Here is a 25,558-nt window from a genome sequence, read left to right as displayed (position 1 = left end):
ATCGACGATGTGACCGCGTCTTTATTACTAGAGGGATAGCATTGAATTTCTACGCAGTTATTTTTCGTCTGCGTAATAATAAGATGACGGCGGTGACAATGAGCAGTAGGCTGGCGATAATGCTGCCACCATGGTCTTGCCAGATAAACCCCAGTCGTATTTTCATACCGTTGAGGCTAACCTGTCTAACCTGGCGATAATTTTCAGGCACGGCAATAACGCCGTTTTCTTGCGCATAACGCGCGTATTCATCGACTAGGTCGGCAAAAATCAGTGCTTCGCTGGCTTCAATCGCGTCCGTTTCACCGGGGTCTTTGGCGATGTTGTATAGGTGCCATTGGCTGTCATTAAATTCACCGCGGTTGAGTACTATTTTATAATCGCCTTTGATTAACGCGGCATTGCCGCCAATCTCATAGGCAATAATATCGTCCTCACCGTAAATTTCTTTACTAACGCCAGTGATCAGCGGCAGCAGGTTTTTACCAGTAGCCGGCTCAATAGTCTTACCCTCGTAGCGTGTGCCAGGATGCTCGGTATCGGTCATTGCCAGAATGGTCGAGGCCAGGTCTTTAACGAAGGCTTTGCTGTCACTGATCGATCCTCGATGCGAGGCCGCCACTGACGGGCCGCTGATGATCATTGGTACGCGCATGCCGCCTTCGCCAGCATGAAACTTATAGTGGCCAAAGGGGGCTGCTGCTGCACTGGCAAAACTGACGCCAATACTGTTGTAACTATAGCGTTCCCCCAGGGTGTCGTAATCATTGTTGTGGCCTAGAAGAGCACCCATCAGAAGAGGGAATGCCGGGTTCATCGCATAGGGGTCGGAGGGCTCCGGGCCGTTATCCGAGGTGAAGATAATCATGGTGTTATCGTATTCATCGATCGATTTTAAATAGTCGAGTAGGCGGCCAATATTAAAATCCATCGCGTCGACCATGCCAGCATAAACAGCCATACGCTTGCTATTGAAGCGTTGCTCCTGAGCTGATAAGCCATCCCAATCCTGTGTGCTATTCATGGTCTTTACCGGCGCATCGGCGGCTATCAGGCCGAGGTCTTTCACCGCCTGCTGACGCCGTTGGCGCAACACGCTCCACCCCGCCTGGTAAGTCTCGAGGTATTTTTCAGTATATTCTCGAGGTGCCTGTACCGGTATATGGACGGCTTGAAAGGCTATATAGGAAAAAAAGGGTTGATCATCGCCGCGATTTTTTTCGATTTGAGCGATGGCCTTGTCGACGATAAATTGAGACGAATAAAAGTCCTTCGGCAGGGTGATTTCTTCGCCATTTTCGAACCACAGTGTTTTTCGGTAGAGCGGCAGATAGGATTGATCGGTCCAGTTGTCGCCGCCGGAAAAAGGCATCATCACGGTTTGCTCAAAACCACGACGGCTGGGCATTAAGGATTTATCCTCATAGCCCAAATGCCACTTGCCCGCTAGGTTGGTGTGATAACCCGCCTCTTTCAGTAGCGTCGCAATGGTGACCACATTATGGTTGAGAGTGCCGCGATAAAACGGTGATTGTGATTGTTCGGGGGTTAGCGCCTCGGCGATATTGGCAACCCCTGCGCGGTGGCTATCGACACCGGTTAGCAGCATGGCGCGGGTGGGGGCGCAACTGGCGGTAGTGTAATAGCGGCTAAAGCGAAGGCCCTGCTGGGCCAACTCATCGAGGTTCGGTGTACTGATTTCGCTGCCGTATGAGGCAATATCGGAATAACCTAAGTCGTCGGCGAGGATCAGCAAAATATTAGGGCGTTCGCTGCTGGCGATGGTAACCGGCTCTTCTGCTTGCAACACCGTGGGTAACCACAATGACAAAGCTGTTAGGGTAATGCGCAAAATTTTAGCGGTAATATTGATTATTATTGTTAGCACAACATTCTCTCTGAGGGGCGGTTAGCGGTCGATGATGGCCGTTGTTAAGGGTTTATCCTCAGTCACCATAAATGATTCCTGATTAACACTGGCCAGTAGCTCTCCGTTCTCTGAGTAAAACAGGCCGCGGGTGTGGCCTCGGCCACCGGATGCTGCGGGGCTTTGTTGGATGCAGGCGGCCCAGTTGTCGAGGCTTGCCTGTTGATAAAACCAGATGCTGTGATCCAAACTGGCAATCTTAAGGCGCTGTTGAGGCTTGATAAGATGGGGTCTGATAGCCACGGTCGGCATGTTCCAATCACTGCAATAGGCCAATAATAAGGTTTGCTGCCAGTCGGTTAAAGAAGCGGCTTCGGTGCTATCGTGGCTGGTTTTAAACCAGGTAACTTGTTCGGGCTCTAACGGTTGGTCGAGTTGGTTGGGACTATCGATGCGCACTTCTAATGCCGCATCTTTGCGACTTTGTTCTGCCGTTAGCGGCGTGGTTCGATCGATAAACAAGTGTGCCTTATCGTCTGCGGGTAAGGTCAGTGGCGGTGCTGGTTGAGTGTGTTGAAAACTGTCTTCGGGCAGGTGGAAGGTGACGGTGGCAAAGAAGATGGTCTTGCCCTGTTGCTGGCAATACACATTGTAGACCTTAAAGCGCCGGCCATCTTTCAGGTCTTCAACACGAATATTAATTGCCTCCTTAACAATGCCGGGCCGAAGAAATTGCCCGTGTAGTGATTGCAGTGAGTAATTGTCTGGGCAGCAGTGTTTGGCGGCATCAATGGCTTGTGTGAGAATCAGTCCGCCGTATACATGCACGTCACTGGCGCTGGCTTGTCCGATAAATTGCTGGCCTACATCGTGAGTTACTTGTAGGCGTTCAATCAGTTGTTGCAGTGGTTTCATTCGAGGTATCCAATTGAGCTATTTGTAAACCGTGTTGATAACGTTAGCCATGGTTATTGTGCAGGGCAACCATCAAACCTCGGTTAGCGGCAACCTGATTGTCGAGTAGCTCAAGCCATATTTTCTGTAAATTATCGGCCCCCTGTATCCATTCAATATTCATCAGCTTGTTGAGCTCTATCGTGAGTTTTATACTGTGCTCCATGCCTTTCTTCATCGTCGCCCCTGCGCCCCACTCGGCATCGCGTTTGCCGATATGCGTTGGGGCGAAGAAGAACGTGGGTTTGGCGCCGGGCAGTTGTGGCGCTTTGCCGCCAGCTTCCCAGTGACTGGCGCCGACCATGGCGCTGTCGACGATATTCTCACCGATGTGTTGATGCAGTGTGGTGGTGAGTCCGATGTTGCCCGACATATCAATATAGGCGGTAGCCAATGTGTTATCGATCTGGTGTTCGTCGCCGTACAGAACAACCTCGTCACAGCAGTCGAGGCTGTCGACAAAGGCCTGGTTAGCCGTCGAGGTAATGCCCACTATCTTAGCGTTAACCTGAGGGTCATCGTGCAGCATTTTAGCCAGGCCGAAACCGGTTTTTGACGACACCGAACCAATGACAACTTGTTCAGCACCAAACAGGTCATTAAACAGTAAGTAGTCATAAATCACATAAGAAGTGGTGAATAACGGCACCAACAAGCAGCGTTCATTTTCATATTGCTGGACAATGGCCGGCTCTGCCTGGGTACGACGATAGGTGTTGTAAAGTCTGGGTAATGCTTGGCGGTAATCGGTTTGATCGGTAAATTGCTCGGCAGAGATTCTGCCTGGGGTCAGGACAGTATGGCTTGCCATCGGGAAAAAACCCCACAGGCGCTCACCGACGACAATATCGTCATTATTAGAGGCAATCACATTAGCGCAGCCCCAGACCGGGACGTTACCCCAGTCACCCTCGCCAGGGTAGTAATCCCAATAGCCCAGACTACCACCGGAGATCGCGTAACTGACGTTGTTGGCGGTCAGGCCGAACTTATCGATGGCCACCAGCACCTCGTCTTGGTTGAGGCTGGGCAAGGGACTTTGCACAATTTTACTGTCTCGAATGTTATTTCGATGAACGTTGAGTTCGATGAGTTGTGTCATAGGGTGGCCCGATTATTATTGTGTGGATATGTTGTCACTATATGTGACGATACATGCAAAGACAACTGTAAGCTGCCACGTGGCAATCGATGGGTAGATAGCTGGGCTTATTCATCAAGCGAATAATATTATATCACTATAATAAATTACCAATATATTGGGAAACCCCTTACTGTTGAGCAATAGACAGAGAGTCAGCCAGATGCCAGATATTGAAAGCTATTGGGTGAGATAGAAATAATTGTGGGTGTGAAATTGTCCATTAGGCTGTCATTGTTATCGGCTTGTATTACGAGCGATATATTGTCATGATCTATGACTGTTCATGAAGGGTGATCTTTATGACTACTGTCAGGCTGACGAAGCAGTTTAGCTGCACCTCGCCTAATCGATGAAGAGAGAGTAACAATGTCCGCCATAAAAATCTTAGCGGGTCACAAGGCTTATCGGCATATTCAACAAAACGGCCTGTCCGCGAATGATATTGCGGCAGTATTTGGTGCCTCTGGTGCCGCTAAATGGCTGACTATCTACGGGCTAGATCGGGCTGTTTTTGATCGGTTTCTAGCCACTGCCAGCCATCCTATCGACCTCTTTGGCACCTCCGTCGGCGCCTTTAAATTGGCGGCCTGTGCGCAGGATAACCCCGGCGATGCACTGCTGGCGTTGGCCAATGCCTATATTGGCCAGGATTATGTCGGCAAGGAAACCAGTGAGCAGGTGGTGATCGAAACAAAGAAGATACTCGATGCCTTTTTGTCGCCTCAAGCCGTGTCTGAAATACTCACCAGCTCTCGCTTTAACTATCAATGTGGTGCGGTGCTGACCCAGGCTAATCTCGCCAGTCCAAGCTTAACGCGACAAAAGCTTGCCATGGTAAAGGGCTTTGGTCAGTCGTTATTAGGTAAACAATGGCAACAGAATTTATTTGAACGGGTGATTTTTCACGCGCCGCAGGCGGCCCACTCATTCGATGGCTACGATGGTTATCCGACCCAGAGACTACCCTTGTCGACCACTAATTTTCGCCAGGCAATTTTATCGTCAGGCTCTATTCCTGTCGTGATGCCCGGGGTCGATGCGATTACCGATGCGCCTGCCGGCATGTACCGTGATGGTGGCCTGCTCGATTATCACGCTGTGCCCAGCAACGTCAGCAAAATTGATCACGGGCTGGTGTTGTATCCACATTTTTATAGTTATTTGAAAGAGGGCTGGTTCGATAAGTTTTGGCCCTGGCGTCGCGTCAGTGCTGCGCAGTTAGACAATACGGTGTTGATTGCCCCGAGTGAGTCCTTTGTCGCCTCGCTGCCCGGTGGGCGGATACCAGAGCGACAAGATTTTTACCGTTTTCGACACGACGACAATGAGCGAGTCCGTCGTTGGACGCAGGTGAGAGACCAGAGCCTAGTGTTAGGCGAAGAGTTTTTGGCGGCGGTGCAGACAGGTGATATTGCCCGCTTAGTGCAACCTATTTAACTAATAAAAAAGAGAGTTTATAACGTGTTTACAGATAAAGTAGTATTGATAACCGGTGCCGCCAGTGGTTTTGGCAAATTGTTGGCAGAGCGTTTGTCTGAGATGGGGGCAAAGCTGGCTCTGGCGGATTTGAACGCGCAGGGCGTATCGGCGCTGGCTGATGAATTGGGCGAAAATGCCTGGGCCATGACCTGCAATGTGGCCAATGAAGATCAGATGAAAGCATTGGCCGATGGCTGTGTTGAACGTTTTGGTCGATTAGATATCGCGGTGAATAATGCCGGTATTTCGACCGAGATGAAAAGTCTGCTCGAGGTGACAGAAAAAGAGATGGATATTAACTTTGCCGTCAATGCGAAGAGTGTACTTTTTGGTATGAAACATCAGATTCCACATATGTTGGCAGAGGGGGGCTGTATTTTGAATGTTGCCTCCATGGCTGGCCTGGGTGGGGCGCCAAAATTAGCGCCATACTCTGCTGCCAAACACGCGGTTATCGGATTGACAAAAACGGCGGCGGTAGAGTTTGGCGCCAAGAATATTCGTATCAATGCCATCTGCCCTTTCTTTACTCACACACCGATGATCGAAACCCTGGTTGAGGCGAATCTGGAGCCGTTTCTATCCGGTGCCTGCCCAATGAAACGTCTGGCTGAGCCGGCAGAAATCGTCAATGCTATGCTGGGTATTATCTCTCCAGATAATAGTTACCTGCATGGTCAGTGTATTGCCGTTGATGGTGGTGTCTCAGCTTTTTAATTTTTTTAAATTGTCTCGCTTTCAGCTTTAATTACACTGGGCGCGGCGAAGAATAATACATAGATTCAGGAGATGAAAATGGCAACACAACTTTTTGATTTAACCGGCAAGGTCGCTCTAGTGACCGGTGCAAGCCGAGGTATTGGTGAAGAGATAGCCAAGTTACTGGCGGAGCAGGGCGCCCATGTGATCGTATCAAGCCGCAAGCTCGATGGCTGCCAAGAGGTGGCGGATAAGATTACTGCCGCCGGCGGCAGCGCCGAGGCGTTTGCCTGCCATGTGGGTGATTTGGAACAGATTTCGGCAGTCTTTAGTCATATTAAAGCGAACCACGGTAAGTTGGATATACTGGTTAATAATGCTGCTACTAACCCGTACTTTGGCCATATTCTCGACACGGATTTAGCTGCTTATAATAAGACGGTTGATGTCAATATTCGGGGCTACTTCTTTATGTCGGTCGAGGGTGGGCGTTTGATGCGAGAGAATGGCGGTGGTGCCATTGTCAATACCGCGTCGGTCAATGCCTTACAGCCCGGTGTGATGCAGGGCATTTATTCAATCTCTAAGGCGGCGGTGGTGAATATGACGCAGGCCTTTGCCAAGGAGTGTGCGCCGCACAATATTCGGGTCAACGCGCTATTACCAGGCTTGACCAAGACCAAGTTTGCCGGCGCTCTGTTTAGCCAGGATGAGATTTATCAAAAGGCAATTGAGAATATCCCGATGCAACGCCACGCCAATCCGGAAGAGATGGCGGCGACGGTATTGTATTTGGTCTCCGATGCCTCGAGTTATACCACCGGTGAGTGTATTGTGGTTGATGGCGGCTTAACGATTTAATATAGTTCGATGATAAGAGGGGCGTTTTGCTCCTCTTTAGAGGGTTTAACAATGACAAAAGAGTATCAATCCTTTGCGCAATTTTACCCCTTCTATCTTAATCAACATTCGCAGTTGATGACGAGGAAACTGCATTATATAGGCTCAACCTTGGTGCTTGTCTGCCTGTTTTCGGCACTGATCACGGCATCATTTGGGATTTTTTTGATGCTACCAGTGTTGGGTTATGGCTTTGCCTGGGTAGGGCATTTCTTTGTTGAGAAAAATAGGCCAGCGACATTTACTTACCCTCTTTACAGCTTTGTTGCTGATTATGTGATGTTGTTTCAGGCTGTCACCGGCAAACTCGATCACTCATATTTTGACTGAACTTCAAAGCAGTGATAAGTCATCAATTCAGTTGGCTATTATGAATTGGCTTTTGTGTTTTTCTGTCACCTATATGGAGTTGGTAGCAGCAGCAAAAGGCGTTATTATTGCGCCACAGAAGTAGGTGGATTGGTTGCATTAGATATTGAATAGAGTTTTATCGTTGAAAAGGACGTAGTGTGAGTCAAGTTAAAACCGATGGTCGTGTGCAGCGCAGTGAGCGTAGCCGAAAAGTGATTATTGATGCCATGATAGCGTTGATCGAAGAGGGTGTTTATATCCCCACTGCCCAGCAGGTCGCGGATCAAGCGGGTATCTCAATTAGAACCGTTTTCCGTCATTTTTCCGAGATGGAAAAGCTTTATGCCGAGATTGATGAGGTGCTGCGGCCAGCATATACCGAGTGCTTTGTCTCCGCTGAGAAGACTGGTAGCTTGAAAGAGCGCATATTAACCTTGGTTGAAACACGCGTTGGCGCCTATGTCGATTTGTTACCATTACAAAAAGCCACGGCGGCTATTCTATGGCGTTCTGAGTATTTCAGAAAAGGCTATGCCGCTAATCAGCTGGCGTTACGCAAAGATTTGTTGCAATGGTTACCGGAGCTGAAAACAACACCTCAACGATTAGAAACTGTCGATGCTGTCATTTCTTTTGAATTTTTTGATCGTTTATACAGCCATCAAAAGCTGGCGCCGGCATTGATTATTGAGCTTATTAATCAGGCTGCATTAGCCGCGTTTAAAACGGCTTAATACTGCCCGATTGCCGGTGCAGCTGATTACTCGGCGCCTTGTTCGGTGATGATTTGTAGCGCCATCTTAGCCAGCGCCTCTACCATTGACCCCGCCTCTATTGCGGATTTGCTCGATGCATTGCCGTCGGCTGCTCGCTTGGCCACACCTTGAGCGATGGCGGCGAGTCGAAAGAAGCTGAAGGCGAGATAAAACGTCCAATTGTCTATTTTATCGATACCCATGTGCTGACAGTATCGGGCGACATAGGCTTGCTCGCTTGGAATACCCAGGGCCTCACGGTCGACCCCCATCAGACCGGATAGGCTGTTCGGCTTTTCGTTAACGGGTAGTCGCAGGCCCATACATTGATAAGCGAGGTCGGCATAGGGGTGACCCAGTGTTGAAAGCTCCCAGTCCAGCACAGCAATAACCTTGTTGTTGTGTGGGTCGAACATCAGGTTGTCGAGGCGATAGTCACCGTGGGCGAGAGACACCTTGCCGTCATCGGCGGGCAGGTTGTCGGCCACCCAATCGATCAGCTGGTCCATCGCAGCAATGGTTTTTAGCTCTGATGCGCGATATTGCGTCGTCCAGCGGTCTAGTTGGCGCTGAAAGTAATTGCCAGGCTTGCCGTAATCACCCAGGCCTACCTTGTCGATATCGACACGGTGAATAGCGGCCAGAGTGCCAGCCATTTCATCGTACATGGCGGCGCGTTGTTCCGGGCTATCGATTTCCTTGAGGCGCGCTGCCCAGTGAACGTTGCCATCGCAGAATTCCATCAGATAAAACATCGAGCCAATGACGCTGCTGTCTTCGCACAGATGAAAGACCTTGGCCACGGGAACATCGGTGTCGGCCAAGGCGTTGAGTACGCGGTATTCACGGTCGACGGCGTGGGCCGACTTGAGCAACTTGCCCGGTGGTTGACGACGCAGAACATAGTCGCCGGAGGCTGCTTCAATCTTAAATGTCGGGTTAGACTGGCCACCAGAGAATTTACTGGCAGTCAGCGGGCCTTTAAAGCCCTCGACATGAGCCTCCAAGTAGCCGGTTAGCGTGTCGATATCAAGGGTATCAATTTGTGACATAAGTGATTTCCAATAATTATTGTTGTATCGCTCTGATGAATTGTTAGCCGTATGTTTTAGCGAGGTTACGTCCCAGCTGCATCATATGCACTTGATCGGGCCCATCGGCGAGGCGAAGAGAGCGTTGGCCGGCAAACATATGGGCTAATGGGGTGTCTTGTCCTACGCCAGCGGCGCCGTGAAGTTGAATGGCGCGGTCGATCACATCGAGGGCCATGTTAGGGGCGGTGATTTTAATCATCGCGATTAAATCCTGCGCCACCTTGTTGCCGTGGGTATCCATCTTTTGCGCGGCCTTGAGCGTCATCAAACGTGATTGCTCAATTTGACAGGCGGACTTTGCAATGTCTTCACGTACCGACTGATTTTTGCTTAGTGGTTGACCGAAGACGACACGCTCGTTAGCGCGTTTGCACATCATCTCTAGTGCGCGTTGAGCGGCACCAACAGAGCGCATGCAGTGATGGATGCGGCCTGGGCCTAAGCGGCCCTGAGCAACTTCAAAGCCACGGCCCTCACCCAGAATAATATTGCCGACCGGTACACGAACATTCTCGAAGGTTACTTCGGCATGGCCCTCGGGTGCATCGTTATAACCAAACACGGTCATCGGACGAACCACGGTGACCCCGGGTGTCTTCATTGGCACTAACACCTGGGATTGCTGTAGGTGGCGGCTGGGATTATCGGGGTCGGTCTTGCCCATGACGATCATTATTTCACAGCTTTCACGACAGGCACCGCTAATATAAAACTTACGACCGTTAATCACGTACTCGTCGCCATCACGGACGATTGAGGTCGCAATATTAGTGGCATCACTGGAGGCGACCTCAGGTTCGGTCATGGCAAAGGCAGAGCGAATCTTGCCGGCCAGCAATGGTTCAAGCCACTGCTTTTTTTGCTCATCATTGCCGTACTTTGCCAACACTTCCATATTACCGGTGTCTGGGGCGGCGCAGTTAAAAATCTCCGGCGCCCAGTAAACCTTGCCCATTTCTTCCGCTAAAGGTGCGTACTCGAGGTTGGTGAGGCCACCGCTGTATTGGCCATAACTCAGTGGTAGGAAGAAATTCCACAGGCCCAGTGCTTTAGCCTTGGCCTTGAGCTCTTCAAGAACTGGCGGTGTTTGCCACTGCTGCTCAGCTATTTGCTGATGGTAAGTCTCCTCATTAGGGTAGACATGCTCTTCCATAAAGGATTTAACTTGCTCGAGAAGTTGGCTGACTTTTTCACTGTATTCAAAGTTCATTGTATTATCCTAGGCAAAAGTACGTTGTTGTTTGCGCTCTGGAGCATCCAGGTGGGGGGTGTTATTAAAACTACTCAACCGAAGGTGTTTTCGATTGAAAATAAACTGGCTCAAACCGGTATTCTTGGTTTGCAAGTTGAGTTCGATCACGCTGGCAGCACCGGCGTTTAGGGTTTGCGCAACCATGCTGGCAATGACGCCGCCGGAGCTAACCATCAATACTTTCTTGCCGTGATGCTGGCGCTTAACATGCGTTAATGCGTCGCTGACGCGCTGATTAAATTGCTGCCAGCTTTCGAGGTCGCCATGATCGAAGTCATTCTCAGACCAAGCATAGAGCGCTTTTTTTAATAATCTAAAAAAGTCACGAGGCGACGCCTCTTTATTCAGTGCTTGCTCGGGGTGATGCTCTACAAACCGGTGACTGATTTGCTGGAAGTCAAACTCATTGATTCCAATAAGCTCTTCTACACACTCTATGGGTTGCTGCAGTCCCTGAGCAATACCTTGCACAGTTTGGCGATGTCGACTGAGTGTGCCGGAGATGACGTGGTCGAAGCTGAGTTGTTGTTGGCGAAAGTATTGACCGAGCCACTGGGCCTGCTGGATGCCATTGGCGGACAGTTGATCGTAATTGTGGCTGCCAAGAGAGGCTTGTCCGTGTCGTACTAAGTAGATTTCAGCCATAGTCGTGCTTTGTTAGATAGTAGAGAGAGATAGCAGAATACGATTTTTGCTAATATATTAGTAATTTATTATAGTGATATAATATTATTTGGTTGGTGAATAACGTGTCTCTCAATACTGTCGATCTTAATTTGTTTGTTGTCTTTGATGCGATTTATCAGCAGCGGAATTTGACCCGCGCCTCAGAGGTGTTGTGTATGTCACAGCCTGCGGTGAGTAACGCCCTGAGTCGACTGCGTCGCTCGCTGGATGACCAGCTATTTGTTCGCTGTGTGGGTGGGGTTAAGCCGACACCGATGGCGGAATCTATTGTCGCTCGGGTGCAGGAGGCACTGCAATTATTGAATGCCAGTATTAACGAGACTGCTGTTTTTGATCCGGCCAAGAGTGATAAGGTTTTTCGTCTGAGTATGAATCAGCTGGCTGAGGCGACGTTGTTGCCTCCGCTGTTAACCGTGTTAGCCGAACAGGCGCCGCATATTGGGCTTGAGGCATACTATGTCGGACGCAATGAAATAGAGCGTGAACTGGCCGCAGGCACAATTGACCTGGCGTTGGATGTGCCGATGGTGGCAGGGCCGCAGATTTGTATCGAGCCGTTAAATCGTCACCGTTTTGTCTGTGTCGCACGACAGCAACACTCAACCTTAGGCAGCGAAATTAGTCTCGATGAGTATCTGTCGTTGGATCATATTCAGGTGTCGAGCCGGCGTCAGGGGCCGAGTTTTGAGGATGTGGCATTAAATCGACTGGGTTTAAAACGACAGGTTAAGGTGAGAATGCCGCATTATCAAGTAGCGGCCAGCCTGGTCGAACAGACCGATATGTTACTGACCATTCCCTACAATATGGCCAGGCGATACCCGCTAAAGATTTTCGAATTGCCCTTTGCCAGTGAGGCACTTAATTGGAGTCTGTACTGGTCTAAATCCGCCGACCAGGATCAGGCCAATGCCTGGATAAGAAAATTACTCAGTACTATTGTCAAACAATCTGTGTAGTAGCAGCGACATTATGTGTTGTCTTTTCAGCTAAGTTGTTGCCTTATAACGTGCTGCCGATGAATGCCCAAGGAGTCTGTTATCCGTTTTCCGATAGAGCAAAAACTGGTGGTTGCGATCGCCTCCAGCGCCTTGTTTGATTTGACCGCCGGTGATCAGGTCTATGTCGAACAGGGGGCAAAGAAATACAAACAATATCAACAGCAACATGTCGATGACATTCTGCCGAAGGGGAGCGCCTTTACCTTTATCGAGCGTTTGCTGACGCTCAATAAACGCTATCCTGATGAGCGCCCCATTGAGGTGGTGTTGTTATCACGCAATTCAGCGGCCACGGGTAAACGGGTTTTCCGCTCGATAAAACACTATGGACTGGATATTGTGCGCGCGGCGTTTATGGAAGGGCAGTCGGCCTTCGAATATCTGCCTGCCTTCAATGTGGCGCTGTTTTTATCCGCCAATCGCGGCGACGTCGAGCGCGCCATCGATGCGGGATACCCGGCCGGTTTTGTTGTCTCTGGCAGTGATAATAATCGTAGTGATAACAAACCATTAACCATTGCTTTTGACTTTGATGGGGTTATTGCCAGCGATGAGTCTGAAACTGTTTATAAGCAGGAGGCGCTGAGCGGTTTTGTTGAACACGAGGTTGAGAAACAGCATATACCTCATCAGCCCGGGCCACTGTCGTCGCTGTTTACCAAGTTGGCCTTGTTGCAGCAGTTAGAAAACGATGTTATCGCCCAAGACCCCGACTACCAACGCTGTTTGACGACGGCTATCATTACCGCCCGCAGCGCGCCCACCCATGAACGAGTGATTACCACGTTAGAAAGCTGGGGGGTGGAGGCCAATACCACGTTTTTCCTCGGCGGTATGGATAAGGGGAGAATTTTGTCGGTGCTAAAGCCCGATATATTCTTCGATGATCAAAGCGGTCACCTGCAGTCTGAGGTGGTGGAGACCGCAATGGTTCACGTGCCGTTTGGTATTGCCAATAAGGCGTAGCGCTCAGTATGGTTTGCTTTTTTCAGTGAATAAGGCCGATTTTATTTTGCTTGATAACGATTAAAATAATTTGGCCTCTGCTCGCTGCCAATCAGCTCTCGTCTGATCAAATCAAGGCAGACACTGCAGATAATATTTTGAAAATAATATCGTGATGCGGGTAAAAATAGTTTTTTTGTTTTAATTTTTTCGCTGTTCCCCCAGGCAATCCAGACGGTGCCGACAGGCTTGTCATCACTGCCGCCGTCGGGGCCGGCAACACCGGATACGGCAACGGCTAAGTCGCTGCCGCTCACGGACAGAGCACCTCTGGCCATTTCCTGAACGACCTGTTCGCTGACGGCGCCATATTGTTCGAGAGTGTCGGCACTGACAGCCAACATATCCTGTTTGGCTTGGTTGCTATAGGTGATGAAACCGTGACTATAGGCTGCTGAAGAACCGGCATTACTGGTGATTTGGGCGCCGATCATGCCGCCGGTACAGGATTCTGCGGTGGCGACAGTTTTGCCCTGCTGACTGAGCTGCTTAATCACTTCCAAGGCAAGATTACTGTCGCCGGGACCGACGATATTATCACCGAGTAATTGTTTGAGTTTGTCGAGCCAGACTTGCTTCAGCGCTGGGTCACTGCCACTGACTTTAAGTTCGAGTGTCGGCATTTGGGCGCGAAAGCCAAGGTTTAATGCCGGTGGCCAATCGGGTAGGTTGTCGCTGATCAGCTGTTGCAGCTCGGCCTCGCCGATACCGAATACCAGCATCCGCTCAGTACTGTAACAGTCGCCCTGCTGCAGTATATTCAGTGTGTCGGCAATCGAATCGTCATACATTCGTTTAAGTTCACTGGGCACGCCAGGAGTACAGATAATCAAGCAGTCATTGATGATGCTGCTAAAGCCGGGGGCGGTGCCAGTGGGGTTATGAATCAAGTTAACATCGGCGGGCAGCAGTGCTTGTTTTAAATTAGCGCTGTTGAGTTCGATGGTGCGCTTTTGAAACCACTGCTCAAGATGCGCGACGGCTTGTGGATGCTGTTTCAGTGGTTGGCCACTGGCCAGGGACAGTGCCTCGGCGGTTAAGTCATCAATGGTAGGTCCGAGGCCGCCATTGACGATTAATACATCGCATTGTTGGCTGAGGTTGGTGAGTTCATTCACCAGGGTTGTCAGGTCATCGCCAACAGTGGTTTTACGGTTAATGTTGATGCCCTGCTCTTTGAGCCGGTCTGCCAGCCAGCAAGAGTTGGTGTCGACGACGTCACCGGTAAGTAATTCATCGCCGGTTAACAGTAATTGTAATTTCACAGACTGCCCCTAATTGATCACATTTAGCAGTGACCATACGAGCAACGGTTAGCCCTGTAAAGCATTAATATATTCGACTACAAAGTCGACGCGAGAGTGCCGTTCGGCAAGCGGTTGTTGCAGTAAGTTGTAGGCAATACCGGTGACGAAATCGATGGCGTTGCGAGTAATCATGTGGGCGGATAAGTCGCTGCGGACCAGCTCGTTCTGTTGTAGCGCGGTGATCAGTGACAGGATTTTTTGCTCGCGCTGCTCCAATAGTAATCGTTGCGACTCTTTTAATTCAGGGTGGGTCAGTGAGTAGGCCGCCAGATTGAGGCGGACCCGCCACTCCAGGTCACTTTCTTTGGTCAGCGGCAGCGAGCTGAGAATGACGTTGGCGTATTGGTCGAGGGTGGCGTTGTCGGCAATAGCGTAGTTGAGTCGTTCGTCAATGCGGATATCAGCCCAGCACAGTGCCGCCATTACGATGTCATTCTTGTTGGCGAAGTAGTGTGACAGGACGCCGATTGAGCAGTTCATTGTTTTGGCAAGGTTGCGGGTGGTTAAGGCCTCAAGCCCTTGTTCGGCAATGATATGTGCGGCGGCTATAGCAACTTCTTGTCTTCTGGCGTCGTGGTCGACTTTTTTCACGCGTGAGCTCCATGCTTGGTTGTGACAGGCCAAGCAAGATAGTGGGTTGAGTGGATGTTATTTTGTCACAGCAGGGCGGTTGCGTCTATTTAAACATATCATGCGTTCGATATGTATTGCATTTCGAACGTATGATATGTTTAGATTGTGGTCAAATAATACGCGGCATGTGTCATGGTATTTGCTGCGTGGAAAACTCATTGGACGAATGCAATCGTCGATAATAACAAGGTGATCAACGTGGAACAGACAGCCGATAAAAATGCCTACCAGTTAGAGCCAGATAATACCGATCTTGGCCATATCCCCGGTGAATTTGGCTTACCAATCGTCGGTAAAACACTGTCGATCGTCAAAGATTTTTACGGCACGATTGATCAGCATTATAAGAAGTTTGGCCCCATTTCCCGTATCGGTTTCGGGGGCACGCGAGGTCTGTTGGTTGTGGGTCCGGAGTACTATAAGCAGATTTATATCGACACCGAGAAAAATTTCTCATCTAGAATGGGTTATAACAATTCGCTGGCACATTTCTATGGTGGCTCATTGTTGCTGCAGGACGGTGATGAGCACCGTTTCCAGCGTCGAATTATGCAAACAGCTTTTAAGACACCGGCGATGAAGGGTTACTTAAAGGTGATGAGTCCCTTGATTAAGAGCACTACGGATCAATGGGGAGGAATAAATAACTTTCACTTCTTTCCAGAGGTAAAGAGTCTGTTGTTGGATGTCGCCTGCCGTACCTTTATTGGGATTGAAGGGCAGGGGCCGGTGGCAGAGAAAGTTAATAAGGCCTTTCTTGATGTTGGTGACGGCTTGATGGGCTTGATCAAAAGAGAGATTCCCGGCACAAAATTTGCTCGTGGTAAGGCGGGGGAGCGTTATTTGTCAGATTTCTTTGACAGCCTAATCCCCGATCGCAGAACGGCGGAAGGCAACGATATGCTGACCTATTTCTGTCAGGAACCGGATGCTGACGGCAACTTGTTTTCTAATGATGAGGTTCGTCGCCACATTAGCTTCCTGTTATTTGCTGCCCACGATACCACCACCAGTGCTCTCAGCCATGTATTATATGAAATTGGCAAGTCACCCCAATGGCAGCAGCGCCTGCGGGATGAAATATTGTCACTGGATAAGGATGATATTGAATACGATGATCTCGACAAACTGCCGTTGGTTGACCAGGCAGTAAAGGAAGCCTTGCGCATGCATCCATCGGTAATGATGATGCAGCGCCGAACGATTCGCGAGACAGATATCGGTGGTTACCGTGTGCCGGCTAATACCGTTTTAATGATAGCGCCTATGTATAGCCATATGATGCCAGAGTGGTGGGATGAGCCTGAGACATTCGATCCAGACCGATTCGGTGATGAGCGCAAAGAACATAAGCGTCATAGCTTTAACTACATGGGCTTTGGTGGTGGCGGCCACAAGTGTATCGGTATGCACTTTGCTCTGATGCAAACCAAGGTGTTTTTGTTCCATTTCTTAAAGAGTTATCGCTTTAAGTTTACCGAAAACTTCAATCCGGCGCTGCAGAGCATTCCACTGCCCAAGCCTGCCGATGATTTACCGTTGATCCTAGAGCGTCTGTAAATTATTTGATGCCTGAAATAATGGTCGCCGCCGGGCTAGCCGGCGGCCACTGCTGGCTCTATCTTACTCCTTGTGTTCAGTTTTTCTCCGCTGTATTTCTGTCATTCCTATGTTTCCCCCAACCTGACTGTTAGCTTCTTATACAACACCGCTAGACAAGCGATTGAAGCGGCGATAGCATCAATAGACTTTGCCCTAGTAATAATAGGTATGTATGTTTTTTGATCAGCAACGGTTGGATTTTTTTCGCCCCCTAACCAGTAAGTACCGTGAGGTGGTTGTCGAGTGTGTCAAACTCCTCTATCAAAGGCTTTACGGCAGTTTGGCCGACTACGGACAGGTGATAAACCGGGAATTACTGGTTGATGTTTTTCAGGAGGCCGCCGCACGGGCACCGCTGTTAGACACCGGTGACGATCAGGGTGGTCGTTTCAAGACTGCACGAGAGCAAGCTAATTGGGTGGTGAATCAACTACTCGATTGCGGCTGGTTACAAAAGCAGCTCGATGAGGCGACGATGCAGTCAAGTTATGCTTTTACTCGTGAGGGGCGACAGTTTACCCAGCCCTTTGTCGACTCTGACAGCGAGCGATTACGTACACATCACCGCAATACGCGAAACACCCGTAATACCTTGAAAGCATTTTCCGACGCTGGAGACATACACGACCTGTTAGATGCTCTGCAGTATTCAGAGCGTATTATCAGTGATTTTACCGACATTATTGCCGAACTCGACGATAGAAAGCGGCAGCTGGTGCGTGACGTTGAGGCACAGTCGATGCTTGATAGTGCCGCCGGGGAGTTCTTTGATTTTATGGAGAGTCGCTTTCAGCCTGATATCGCTGTACGTTTATCGGCCGATAATGTGGAGAAATACCGAGAGGAAATAGCCGGACTGATTGAGTCGATTAAACAGCGGGATAACAGTTTTAAGGCTGCGGCTGAAAAACGGCTACGCCAATTGCTGCCGCCAGATACCACTGATGAAAATACCTCGTGGTTATTTTACCTGCTCGAGACTATCAGCGGCCGGTTGGATCGAGCCTGCGCCGTCATGCTACCTGCGCTGCGTCAGGCGTTGCAAAGCTTTACTCGTCGAGCGGATATTATCATTCGCCAGCTAAGCTATATGAATCAACAAAGTGGTAATGATTGTGCCGCCTTATGCCAAGAGTTAGGTGCATTGGATCAACATTACCAATATAAGATTTTTAACGGCTTGAGTGATAAATTTGCGCCATTAGATTGCGCCATGGTCGACCCCGCCGATGTAAAATTGCGCCAAGTTGCTCAGCGGCAAGCATTACATACCGAGGTGAGTGATAGTGTCGAGGCCAGTGTTGATGATATGCGTGAACTGTATATAACACAGATGTTAGATCAGGCTTTTGCCGTCGATAATAAGGATATACGGCGTTATGTTGTCGATGCCTTGTCGAGTGGTAACCGGGTCGATTTATCAGAGCTTCCCGTGACAGAGGATGCCCGTAGCTTACTCAATGCAATGCGGGCCATTGAGGTGGCTGGGGTGAATGATCTGAGCAGCGATTTTCAGTTTTCTATTGGCTATCAAGATGATGATGACCAAGCACAAGATTTTAATGCGTTACAAGGCTATATAGGCCGTCAGGGACGTTTTTATTTAGAGTTAATCAACAAGGGATAAGCCGTGTTAGACGCGATTAATAATCAGCTTGAAACTGTGAACCTGAGTCAACGTGATTTTTCTGAACTGGTCGTTCGGATATTGGACCGAGGTGTTATCTACCGTGATGATAGTCAGGTTGAACGAGAACTCTATGACCGCTACCTTCGAGTCAAACTATTGCTGGAAGAGTATTTGTCAGTATTGGGGGTTCGCCTGTTGCACGATGACCAGTTCCATTATTTGCTGGCTTTTCCGCCGGGTTCGGAAGTGCCGGGTCTCGCCGATGACAGTGACCGGCCGCTACAGGGGCTGAAAGTGCGATTAAACCAGGCCGAGGTCGCATTGGTTTTAGTGCTACGTGCTGAGTACGACAAGTCGTTGCGCGAGGGTCAAATCGATGAGACTGGCCAGGTATCTGTTCCGATGGAGGCTGTCAGCATTACCATGAAAAATTTGCTTAATCGCAGTCTGCCCGAGAACATCCTCGAGCGAAAGAAGCTATTTAATCGCCTGCGCAATATGCGCTTGATTAAATTGTTAGATGAGGGCGAGCAAGCTGATAGTTGGATCAAAATAAGGCCTTTGATTGTTAGCTTTGTCAGTGAGGCGGTACTGGATAGCATTGTCGATGATTTACAGCACGTTGGAGATCAGCAGATTGAACAGTTGCAGCAGCAGGACCGTGTTGCTTTAAAGGCTAAAAACGATGATGTGGCTGATGGCGAAGAGCAGTCAGAAGATGACGGTGTCGCCATTGAAAAGTCGACATTAAGCAGTGGTTTCGAACAATTTGAAACGGCATCCTCATTATTTAATGCCGAACCTAACGAGGGAGAATAGCCGTGTTTTTAAAGCGTTTTATTTTTGTAAACTGGGGCGGTATTCCCAATCAACAGTTTGATATGGGGCCGGTCAATTTGCTGACCGGCGGCAATGGCTCTGGCAAAACCACCGCTGCCGATGCCTTGCAAACCATTATGACGGCGGCCTATGACAATCTGTATTCCTACAACCCCGGTCAGGAAGAGACCAGCCAGCGCGGTCGCGGTGGTAAACAGATGCGGACGTTGGCCTCGTACGTGCTTGGGTGTGATGATGGCAGTTATGCTCGCCCATGGAGCTGCGATGGCTATATTGCTGCTGTTTTTCATCCGACCAAGGGGGAGTCGGCCTCGCCATTTACCGCGATTATCGGTGTCCGTGCCACTGTTGATGGTGCCGGTGTTGCTCGCCAAGCGCGGTTGATAGACAGTAATTTTTATATTGCCACGCAAACAGAGTTACAGCTTAGTGATTTTTATGAAAACCACACTGATGGCGAGCATATTATTCAGCTCACCAACCTCAATAAGAAGCTGGCGAATGCCTATGGCGGCGATGTTATTGAGAAATATGATTCTAAACGTGCGTATCTTTGCCGGCTTTATGGCGCGCTGCGTGGTAGAGCGGATGCCGTCACCAAAGATGAAGCTTTTGCCGCCGCCAAGGCTTTTTCCGGTTTCATGGCTTACAAGCCTGAGCGTCGTGGTATTCATCAGTTTGTGGCTAATGAGATATTAGAACCTAAGGATCAGGGTGAGGCACTGCGCTCGGTATCCAGCCTGATGAAAAATATTCATGCGATGGAGGCTGAGGCGGCTAAGCTCAATCACCGTGTTGATCTGTTAGATCGTGCGGACCAGTTTGGTAAGGCTTATATTGGCCATTGGGTTGACGAGAAAACCCACGGCTACATTCAGGCAAAAAGTAAATATAACCAAGAGCAATCTGTTTATGTGGCGGCCAAGGATAATCAGTCCAAGCTGCGGTCTGAGATTGCTGGCAATCAAAAGCAACAGCAGGTGTTTGACAGCCGCCAGCGTGATATTCAGCAACAGATTGATGAGCTAAATGCCCGACGAATGGGTGTCGATGTACTGCGCGACAAAGATCAGTGCGAACTGAAACAAAAAGATATAGTCGATGACCTGGGCCGCTTGGCTTCGGAGCTAATCCAGCAAGATCATCAGCTGCGCGCCAATATCACGGCCTGTGATCAACTCAGCAAGTTGATGCAGCAGTCATCGTTGGCGCTGTCGATACCGGCGATGACGGGCGGTGCAGTGACCGAAAACTTGTTGGCTGTGGGTCAAAGCAAATCGCTGCTCGACATAGATATTCACGGTTTGGTGGCTCGTGATTGGGTGGGTCTCGACAGTCTTGAACAGCATTTAGATCTAGCATTAGAGGCCGATGGCAGTCATTTTGCCCTGATTAAGGCCTTGCATCGCGACGGTGCCGACAGCAAGGTCGGTCACACTATTCGCGATCAAGGTCAGCAGTTAATGATTCGTCGTCAACAGGCTGTCGAATCAAAAAACCAGCAGTATCAGCGCAAGGTGCAGCAGGTTGATCGCTTGTTGGCGGCGCAGGTGAGCTACCCGGAATATGTGGTGCAAGCCTTGGCGGCCATTCAGAAATACTGCCCAGACGCTGATGCCAGAGTATTGTGCGATTATATTGAGGTGACGGATGAACGCTGGCAGTCGGCAATTGAAGGCTATATTGGCGGCAACCGTTTTGGCATTATCGTCGAACTTGGCTATGAGGCTGAGGCGATTCGTATTATTCGCTCGCTGCCGGGGCGTCGCAATAACGCCAAGGTGATTCAAGGTGAGCGGGTCCAGGCTGATTTCCAGCGCCTGGGTAAGCTCAATAAAAATTCAATTGTTCACAATATGCGTTTTCAGCATAAAATTGCCGAGTATTACATCACTGCCAGTTATTCTACGGTGGAGCGGGTCAGTGACGAATCTGCACTGAAGAAAACTCGCCGAGGTATTACTCAGGATGGAATGGCCAGTGGTAATTACGCGATGTTCCGCTGTGATATCAATGATGCTGATCTGGTCTTTGGTCTCGGTGCGCGAGAGCGTGCGGTTTTAGCGTTGAAAAATGAGTCGGCCACAATGTTGACCGAACTCTCTGGTCTCGATGCCGATTATCGCCAAGCCAAGGACTTGTTGGTGATGCTAGATAGCATTAAAACCCATCGTTATGGAGAGGTGGTGGCAGAGTTGCTTGATTGTCAGCGTCAGCTTAATCACGTTGAAGTTGAACTCGCCAATCTTGACCTGTCTCAGTGCAATGATTTAGAGGAGCAGCTGAGCAGGGTAGAAGAGCAGCGCGTGGAAATCCGTCGACAGGCGGATACCTTGTTGCAGCAGGCTGGCGGCTTGGAGGAGCGCCTAAGCAAGCTTGATAAAACCTTACTGCAATACGATAAAAATCAAGAGAGTGCTGAGCTGTTGGCTGATCAGTGCGAGCAGGCGTTGGAATCGATCACTTCGATCTGGCCCGACTTTGATTTTAATGCCGTATTGGATGATGCTGAACAGCAGGCCAAGGATATCGATCTGGCTATTATTGAACAAAAGCTTGAGCAGGATACGATTTCACTGAATCAAAGTCTGGCTAATATTGAACGCAGTATCGGTGAGCAGAACAGTGCTGCACCGCCGAGTGAGGCGGTACTGTTTGAGACTGATCACAGCCAGAGCCATGGTATTCAGCTGTTTGGTCGTGTGGTCGCGATGAGCAAGACCCTCGATGAACAAAAAAACCGTTTGAAAAACAATGTGCTGGTTGAAAAGTTCGATCAGTTAACCGGTATAAAGGCCAGCTTTAATACCACCTTTGTCACCAATCTCTGTCATGCTATCTATCAGGCGGTACGCGACGGTGAGCAGGTATTAGAGCGGCTCAATAGTGAGTTGTTGGGGCATCGTTTTGGTGCCGACCGAGAGTATTATCAATTCGACTGGAAATGGCTGCCAGAGTTTGAAGAGTATTATCGTTTTTTCCGTGAGATTATCGAGCAGCCTCAGCTTGGCGATGGTGTTGATCTGGATCAGCTGCAGCTCAGCGACAAGAGTCGCACAGTGTTGCAGCGCTTGGTTGACATGTTGTTGGCCGAGGACGAGCAGAAGGCGATGAATGAGCTGGCTCGCATCTCAGACTATCGTAATTACCGTCAATACGAGATTTATAAGAACCCCGAGGGCAAGGAGCCGATTGCCTTGAGTCAATATGGTACTGGCTCTGGTGGCCAGTCTGAGACGCCATTCTATATTATCCGTTCGGCGGCGGTGACCTCAGCCTTTCGCTTCCGCGAAGGCAGCAATCATCTTCGCATGGTGCTGGTCGACGAGGCTTTTTCGCGGATGGATGAGACCCGTTCGCGTGAGGTGATAAACTATTTGACAGAACAGCTAGGGCTGCAGTTAATTTTCGTTATGCCGTCGAGCAAGGCCGGTGCTTATATGAATATTCTGAGCAACCAGTTTGTCTTTGCCAAGTGTCCGGTGGCAAATTTATCCGGTGAATTACAAACACAGGTGTTTGTCGATAGACAGCGGTTGAATGTCGAGAAAATTGGCGAGTTGTGGGCTCATCATCGCCGAACCATCGTGCATCAGGCCAGTATGGATTTTATGGAGGAGGTGCTGGGTTAGCGTCATAAGCGCTTGTTTTGTCATAATCTTTGACATAAAAAATTGAATTTGCTGAAGGCTCGGCACCGTCTGGTGTACGAGCCTTTTGTACGTTTGGGTAGTCGAAAAAACTTCCATTAAAGCGTTGCAATCTATCAGGGGGATTGTTACGTTTAAGTGGCGTGTATTAACTAGAACAAAAAATAGATAGGCGTATAACTTACATAATAAGAATTACCCGCTGTGCTGAGATGAAACGATTTTGTTCAAGCATTGTTTAGTGGTTAGCAGTAATAAAACACTAAAAAAGTAACGACAATCGATTTAGGCAGTAACTCTGGGTGTTAGTAGATAACTACTGTTATAAGTTGGGATAATAATGATAAAAAGCAATAAGAAGCAGTTCCAAAAAACGCTATTGGCGATGTCCGTTAGCATGGGTTGTGTCATCTTTGCTGGCAGCCAGCAGGCGATGGCGCAGGACTTAGTTTTGGAGGAGGTCATCGTAACGGGCCAAAAGCGTGCCCAGAGCATACAAGACACTGCCGGTAGCGTCAGCGCTATATCTTCATCAGCCCTTGAAGATCAGATCATTACTGATTTCTCGCAAATTCAAGAACTCACCACGGGCCTAACACTCGATAAAGCGGATTCACGCAAGCAGTCTATTGCGCTTCGTGGTATCACCGTTGACTCTAACTCCACCTCAGCGGCGCCGATCGACGTTTACTGGAATGATACCTCGGTACGTACCAACGTCGCCTTCCAGTCGGTCTACGATATCGAACGGATGGAAATCCTACGCGGCCCACAGGGTACGCTACAGGGTCGTACATCTCCCGGCGGTGCCATCCATATTTATTCTAAGAAACCAGAATTTGGCGTCACTGACGGCCGCTTCCAGCAGACCTTCAGCGACAACGGCGGCAGCAATACCCAGTTCGCCATGAATCTACCGATCGAGAGCGATGTATTGGCGATACGTGTGGCCGGTATTTACGACGAAAACGAAGGTCAGGGTATTAAGAATATCTATACCGGTCAGGACGAAATGCACCGCAGTTCCGGTGGCCGTATCGGTATCAAGCTACAGCCTACCGACAACTTCGATGCGACACTAAGCTATGACTATGTCGATACCAAGCACCAGCAGCCTGAAGCGGTCTTTGGCAGTCTGAATGGTGACGGTATGACTTCTGGCGGTTTCCCAGCGATCGATAAGGAAGACCGTCTTGCCATTGGTAACACCGATGTGACCACTACCACGCTGAACCGTATCGCCTCGTTAGAGATGAACTACGAATTTGAAAACCACCTGTTAACCTCAGTTACCGGTGTGCAAAACAATAAACAGAATGACTGGCGCGACGACAACCCGGCCGGTACCGGCGGCGTAGACAACAACTATTTTTATAATAATGTAAATAGTGACTACGACACTATGACGCAGGAATTGCGTTTCTCTAATACCAACGGTGAGTTCTGGGATTATATTGTTGGCGCATACTACGACAAGAATGACGCACAAACATTTTCCAAGAAATATTTAAAATACGAGCCATTTGTTAATGGTTTGGTTGCAGATACTCAGATTCCAATTATCTCCGAGACCTATGCGATATTTACCCATAACACTCTTCACTTTACCGATAGCACCGATTTAGAGATTGGTCTGCGTTATCAGGACGGTACGCGTGATCAAAAAGCATCGACTGAAGCCCAGGGTGGTACTATTGTCTTGGTTCCCGAGGAGTTCGAAGTCAAGGATTATGATGCGCTTACAGGAACATTACGTTTATCTCATCACCTGACAGAAGATGTGATGTTGTACGGTGCCTATAACCGTGCATACCGCCCAGGCGGCATTACGGTAACCCCCGATGCGTTAAATACCGATGACTTATTGTTTGATGAAGAACTGTCAGATACCTTCGAAATTGGTGCCAAGACAACGCTGATGGATGGTCGTATGCAGTTAAACGGTTCAGCCTTCTATCAAATGTTCGATGGTTTCCAAGCCTATAATGATAGTGTCCGCTGGATTAATGAAAACGGTGACCCTGACAATGTGAAGGGCGGCGTGACCTTTAACGGCGATGCGACGGTGATTGGCTTTGAGGGTGACTTCAACTTTGTCGCCACTGAGGGCTGGTTTATCGGTGGTAATATGTCGATAGTCGAAGCAACATTCGATGAGGGGGCCGAAGGGCCTTGTTCTGATGATACGGGCTTTGCAGTAGGGGCTGTTACCGGCTCTGTAGCTCAGTGTGATGTCAGTGGTAATAAACTGGCGCCGGAACCGTTATGGTCTGTTAGCTTGAACTCTGAGTACAGCTTCGCCGTCGGTGACTTCGGTGATATGTATGTTCGTGGTCTGTATAAATACCAGGGTGAGCGTAAGTATGAATTGCTAGAAGATGGCGATATCGGTGCCTACGGTATTTTTAACCTTTATACAGGTATTCGTGCCGCCGACGGCCAGTGGGATGTGTCTGTTTGGGCCAAAAATCTGACCGATGAAGCGCAGTTGGCTCGTTCATCAGCGCCTGAATTTACTGCTGGAGCTGTTGGTAATGTCGAGACAGACTATCGCAAGGCTGTTATGATTCCAGAGCGTACCATCGGTCTATCATTCGCCTATAACTTCGAAATTTAATTTCTAGTCTTTAGCGATAAAAAAACCCGCTCTTTAGCGGGTTTTTTTGTGTCACAAAGAAATGCAATAAAACGGATTAGCTGTGATATTG

The 25,558-nt window shown here is 49.2% G+C and carries 20 protein-coding genes; 12 read left to right on the top strand and 8 right to left on the bottom strand.

Annotation, left to right across the window (positions count from 1 at the left end; all coding sequences use genetic code 11):
• Positions 1-49: 49 nt before the first annotated feature.
• Genes L9P87_RS03770 through L9P87_RS03760 form a run of 3 tightly spaced genes read right to left on the bottom strand, consistent with a single transcriptional unit; the run spans position 50 to position 3,923 of the window.
• Positions 50-1,888 carry an arylsulfatase gene (locus L9P87_RS03770; RefSeq protein WP_237443343.1) on the bottom strand — a complete coding sequence of 613 codons (1,839 nt, stop codon included), beginning with the start codon at positions 1,886-1,888 and terminating at the stop codon, positions 50-52.
• A gap of 21 nt (positions 1,889-1,909) precedes the next feature.
• Positions 1,910-2,782, bottom strand: a complete 873-nt coding sequence (locus tag L9P87_RS03765) for an acyl-CoA thioesterase (RefSeq protein WP_237443342.1) — start codon at positions 2,780-2,782, stop codon at positions 1,910-1,912.
• A gap of 43 nt (positions 2,783-2,825) precedes the next feature.
• On the bottom strand, positions 2,826-3,923 hold the full coding sequence (locus tag L9P87_RS03760) for a DUF2855 family protein (RefSeq protein ID WP_237443341.1): 1,098 nt from the start codon (positions 3,921-3,923) through the stop codon (positions 2,826-2,828).
• 408 nt (positions 3,924-4,331) lie between these two features.
• Between L9P87_RS03760 and L9P87_RS03755 the strand changes: the two genes are divergently transcribed.
• The 5 genes from L9P87_RS03755 to L9P87_RS03735 all read left to right on the top strand — a co-directional run bounded on the left by L9P87_RS03755 (position 4,332) and on the right by L9P87_RS03735 (position 8,128).
• Positions 4,332-5,402 carry a hypothetical protein gene (locus L9P87_RS03755; RefSeq protein WP_237443340.1) on the top strand — a complete coding sequence of 357 codons (1,071 nt, stop codon included), beginning with the start codon at positions 4,332-4,334 and terminating at the stop codon, positions 5,400-5,402.
• 24 nt (positions 5,403-5,426) lie between these two features.
• A complete protein-coding gene (locus L9P87_RS03750) occupies positions 5,427-6,161 on the top strand; it encodes an SDR family NAD(P)-dependent oxidoreductase (protein ID WP_237443339.1) in 735 nt (244 codons plus the stop codon).
• 78 nt (positions 6,162-6,239) lie between these two features.
• A complete protein-coding gene (locus L9P87_RS03745) occupies positions 6,240-7,004 on the top strand; it encodes an SDR family oxidoreductase (RefSeq protein WP_237443338.1) in 765 nt (254 codons plus the stop codon).
• A gap of 51 nt (positions 7,005-7,055) precedes the next feature.
• A complete protein-coding gene (locus tag L9P87_RS03740; RefSeq protein ID WP_237443337.1) occupies positions 7,056-7,373 on the top strand; it encodes an Mpo1-like protein in 318 nt (105 codons plus the stop codon).
• A 179-nt stretch (positions 7,374-7,552) separates the two neighbouring features.
• Entirely contained in the window at positions 7,553-8,128 is a 576-nt protein-coding gene (locus L9P87_RS03735) for a TetR/AcrR family transcriptional regulator (protein ID WP_237443336.1), read from the top strand.
• A gap of 26 nt (positions 8,129-8,154) precedes the next feature.
• Here the strand turns inward: L9P87_RS03735 and L9P87_RS03730 are convergent, their stop codons facing one another.
• The 3 genes from L9P87_RS03730 to L9P87_RS03720 are packed head-to-tail and all read right to left on the bottom strand — an operon-like array spanning position 8,155 to position 11,140.
• A complete protein-coding gene (locus L9P87_RS03730; RefSeq protein WP_237443335.1) occupies positions 8,155-9,201 on the bottom strand; it encodes a phosphotransferase in 1,047 nt (348 codons plus the stop codon).
• 43 nt (positions 9,202-9,244) lie between these two features.
• The gene (locus L9P87_RS03725) at positions 9,245-10,453 is read right to left on the bottom strand and encodes an acyl-CoA dehydrogenase family protein (protein WP_237443334.1); all 1,209 of its coding nucleotides are present in this window, start codon (positions 10,451-10,453) and stop codon (positions 9,245-9,247) included.
• A gap of 9 nt (positions 10,454-10,462) precedes the next feature.
• Positions 10,463-11,140 (bottom strand): histidine phosphatase family protein, encoded by a 678-nt coding sequence (locus L9P87_RS03720; protein ID WP_237443333.1) that lies wholly within the window; start codon positions 11,138-11,140, stop codon positions 10,463-10,465.
• Between the two features lie 104 nt (positions 11,141-11,244).
• Between L9P87_RS03720 and L9P87_RS03715 the strand changes: the two genes are divergently transcribed.
• Both L9P87_RS03715 and L9P87_RS03710 read left to right on the top strand, forming a co-directional pair.
• Positions 11,245-12,141: a LysR family transcriptional regulator gene (locus L9P87_RS03715; RefSeq protein WP_237443332.1), complete on the top strand. Its 897-nt coding sequence runs from the start codon at positions 11,245-11,247 to the stop codon at positions 12,139-12,141.
• A 63-nt stretch (positions 12,142-12,204) separates the two neighbouring features.
• Positions 12,205-13,149, top strand: a complete 945-nt coding sequence (locus L9P87_RS03710; protein ID WP_237443331.1) for a 5'-nucleotidase — start codon at positions 12,205-12,207, stop codon at positions 13,147-13,149.
• A gap of 41 nt (positions 13,150-13,190) precedes the next feature.
• On the opposite strand, the gene L9P87_RS03705 is transcribed toward L9P87_RS03710, so the two are convergent.
• Positions 13,191-14,453: a CinA family nicotinamide mononucleotide deamidase-related protein gene (locus tag L9P87_RS03705; RefSeq protein WP_237443330.1), complete on the bottom strand. Its 1,263-nt coding sequence runs from the start codon at positions 14,451-14,453 to the stop codon at positions 13,191-13,193.
• A gap of 48 nt (positions 14,454-14,501) precedes the next feature.
• Positions 14,502-15,086 carry a TetR/AcrR family transcriptional regulator gene (locus L9P87_RS03700; RefSeq protein ID WP_237443329.1) on the bottom strand — a complete coding sequence of 195 codons (585 nt, stop codon included), beginning with the start codon at positions 15,084-15,086 and terminating at the stop codon, positions 14,502-14,504.
• A 240-nt stretch (positions 15,087-15,326) separates the two neighbouring features.
• Here L9P87_RS03700 and L9P87_RS03695 point away from each other — a divergent pair, with 240 nt between their 5' ends.
• The 5 genes from L9P87_RS03695 (at position 15,327) to L9P87_RS03675 (ending at position 25,467) form a co-directional block, all read left to right on the top strand.
• Positions 15,327-16,688, top strand: a complete 1,362-nt coding sequence (locus tag L9P87_RS03695) for a cytochrome P450 (RefSeq protein WP_237443328.1) — start codon at positions 15,327-15,329, stop codon at positions 16,686-16,688.
• A 214-nt stretch (positions 16,689-16,902) separates the two neighbouring features.
• Positions 16,903-18,357 carry a Wadjet anti-phage system protein JetA family protein gene (locus L9P87_RS03690; RefSeq protein WP_237443327.1) on the top strand — a complete coding sequence of 485 codons (1,455 nt, stop codon included), beginning with the start codon at positions 16,903-16,905 and terminating at the stop codon, positions 18,355-18,357.
• 3 nt (positions 18,358-18,360) lie between these two features.
• Positions 18,361-19,179: a DUF4194 domain-containing protein gene (locus L9P87_RS03685; protein WP_237443326.1), complete on the top strand. Its 819-nt coding sequence runs from the start codon at positions 18,361-18,363 to the stop codon at positions 19,177-19,179.
• Positions 19,180-19,181: 2 nt separating this feature from the next.
• Positions 19,182-22,832: an ATP-binding protein gene (locus L9P87_RS03680; RefSeq protein ID WP_237443325.1), complete on the top strand. Its 3,651-nt coding sequence runs from the start codon at positions 19,182-19,184 to the stop codon at positions 22,830-22,832.
• 358 nt (positions 22,833-23,190) lie between these two features.
• Positions 23,191-25,467 (top strand): TonB-dependent receptor, encoded by a 2,277-nt coding sequence (locus L9P87_RS03675; protein ID WP_237443324.1) that lies wholly within the window; start codon positions 23,191-23,193, stop codon positions 25,465-25,467.
• Positions 25,468-25,558: the final 91 nt, after the last annotated feature.

Source organism: Sinobacterium norvegicum (assembly GCF_923077115.1).
Taxonomy (GTDB): Bacteria; Pseudomonadota; Gammaproteobacteria; order Pseudomonadales; family Sinobacteriaceae; genus Sinobacterium; species Sinobacterium norvegicum.
Note: the sequence above shows the minus strand (reverse complement) of the source record. Positions and strands in the feature narration are given on the sequence as shown.

Excerpts from the sequence above, each read along its gene's own strand:
- L9P87_RS03765 (WP_237443342.1), bottom strand. The coding sequence starts at position 2,782 with ATGAAACCACTGCAACAACTGATTGAACGCCTACAAGTAACTCACGAT.
- L9P87_RS03760 (WP_237443341.1), bottom strand. The coding sequence starts at position 3,923 with ATGACACAACTCATCGAACTCAACGTTCATCGAAATAACATTCGAGAC.
- L9P87_RS03755 (WP_237443340.1), top strand. The coding sequence starts at position 4,332 with ATGTCCGCCATAAAAATCTTAGCGGGTCACAAGGCTTATCGGCATATT.
- L9P87_RS03745 (WP_237443338.1), top strand. The coding sequence starts at position 6,240 with ATGGCAACACAACTTTTTGATTTAACCGGCAAGGTCGCTCTAGTGACC.
- L9P87_RS03740 (WP_237443337.1), top strand. The coding sequence starts at position 7,056 with ATGACAAAAGAGTATCAATCCTTTGCGCAATTTTACCCCTTCTATCTT.
- L9P87_RS03730 (WP_237443335.1), bottom strand. The coding sequence starts at position 9,201 with ATGTCACAAATTGATACCCTTGATATCGACACGCTAACCGGCTACTTG.
- L9P87_RS03725 (WP_237443334.1), bottom strand. The coding sequence starts at position 10,453 with ATGAACTTTGAATACAGTGAAAAAGTCAGCCAACTTCTCGAGCAAGTT.
- L9P87_RS03720 (WP_237443333.1), bottom strand. The coding sequence starts at position 11,140 with ATGGCTGAAATCTACTTAGTACGACACGGACAAGCCTCTCTTGGCAGC.
- L9P87_RS03710 (WP_237443331.1), top strand. The coding sequence starts at position 12,205 with ATGCCCAAGGAGTCTGTTATCCGTTTTCCGATAGAGCAAAAACTGGTG.
- L9P87_RS03690 (WP_237443327.1), top strand. The coding sequence starts at position 16,903 with ATGTTTTTTGATCAGCAACGGTTGGATTTTTTTCGCCCCCTAACCAGT.
- L9P87_RS03675 (WP_237443324.1), top strand. The coding sequence starts at position 23,191 with ATGATAAAAAGCAATAAGAAGCAGTTCCAAAAAACGCTATTGGCGATG.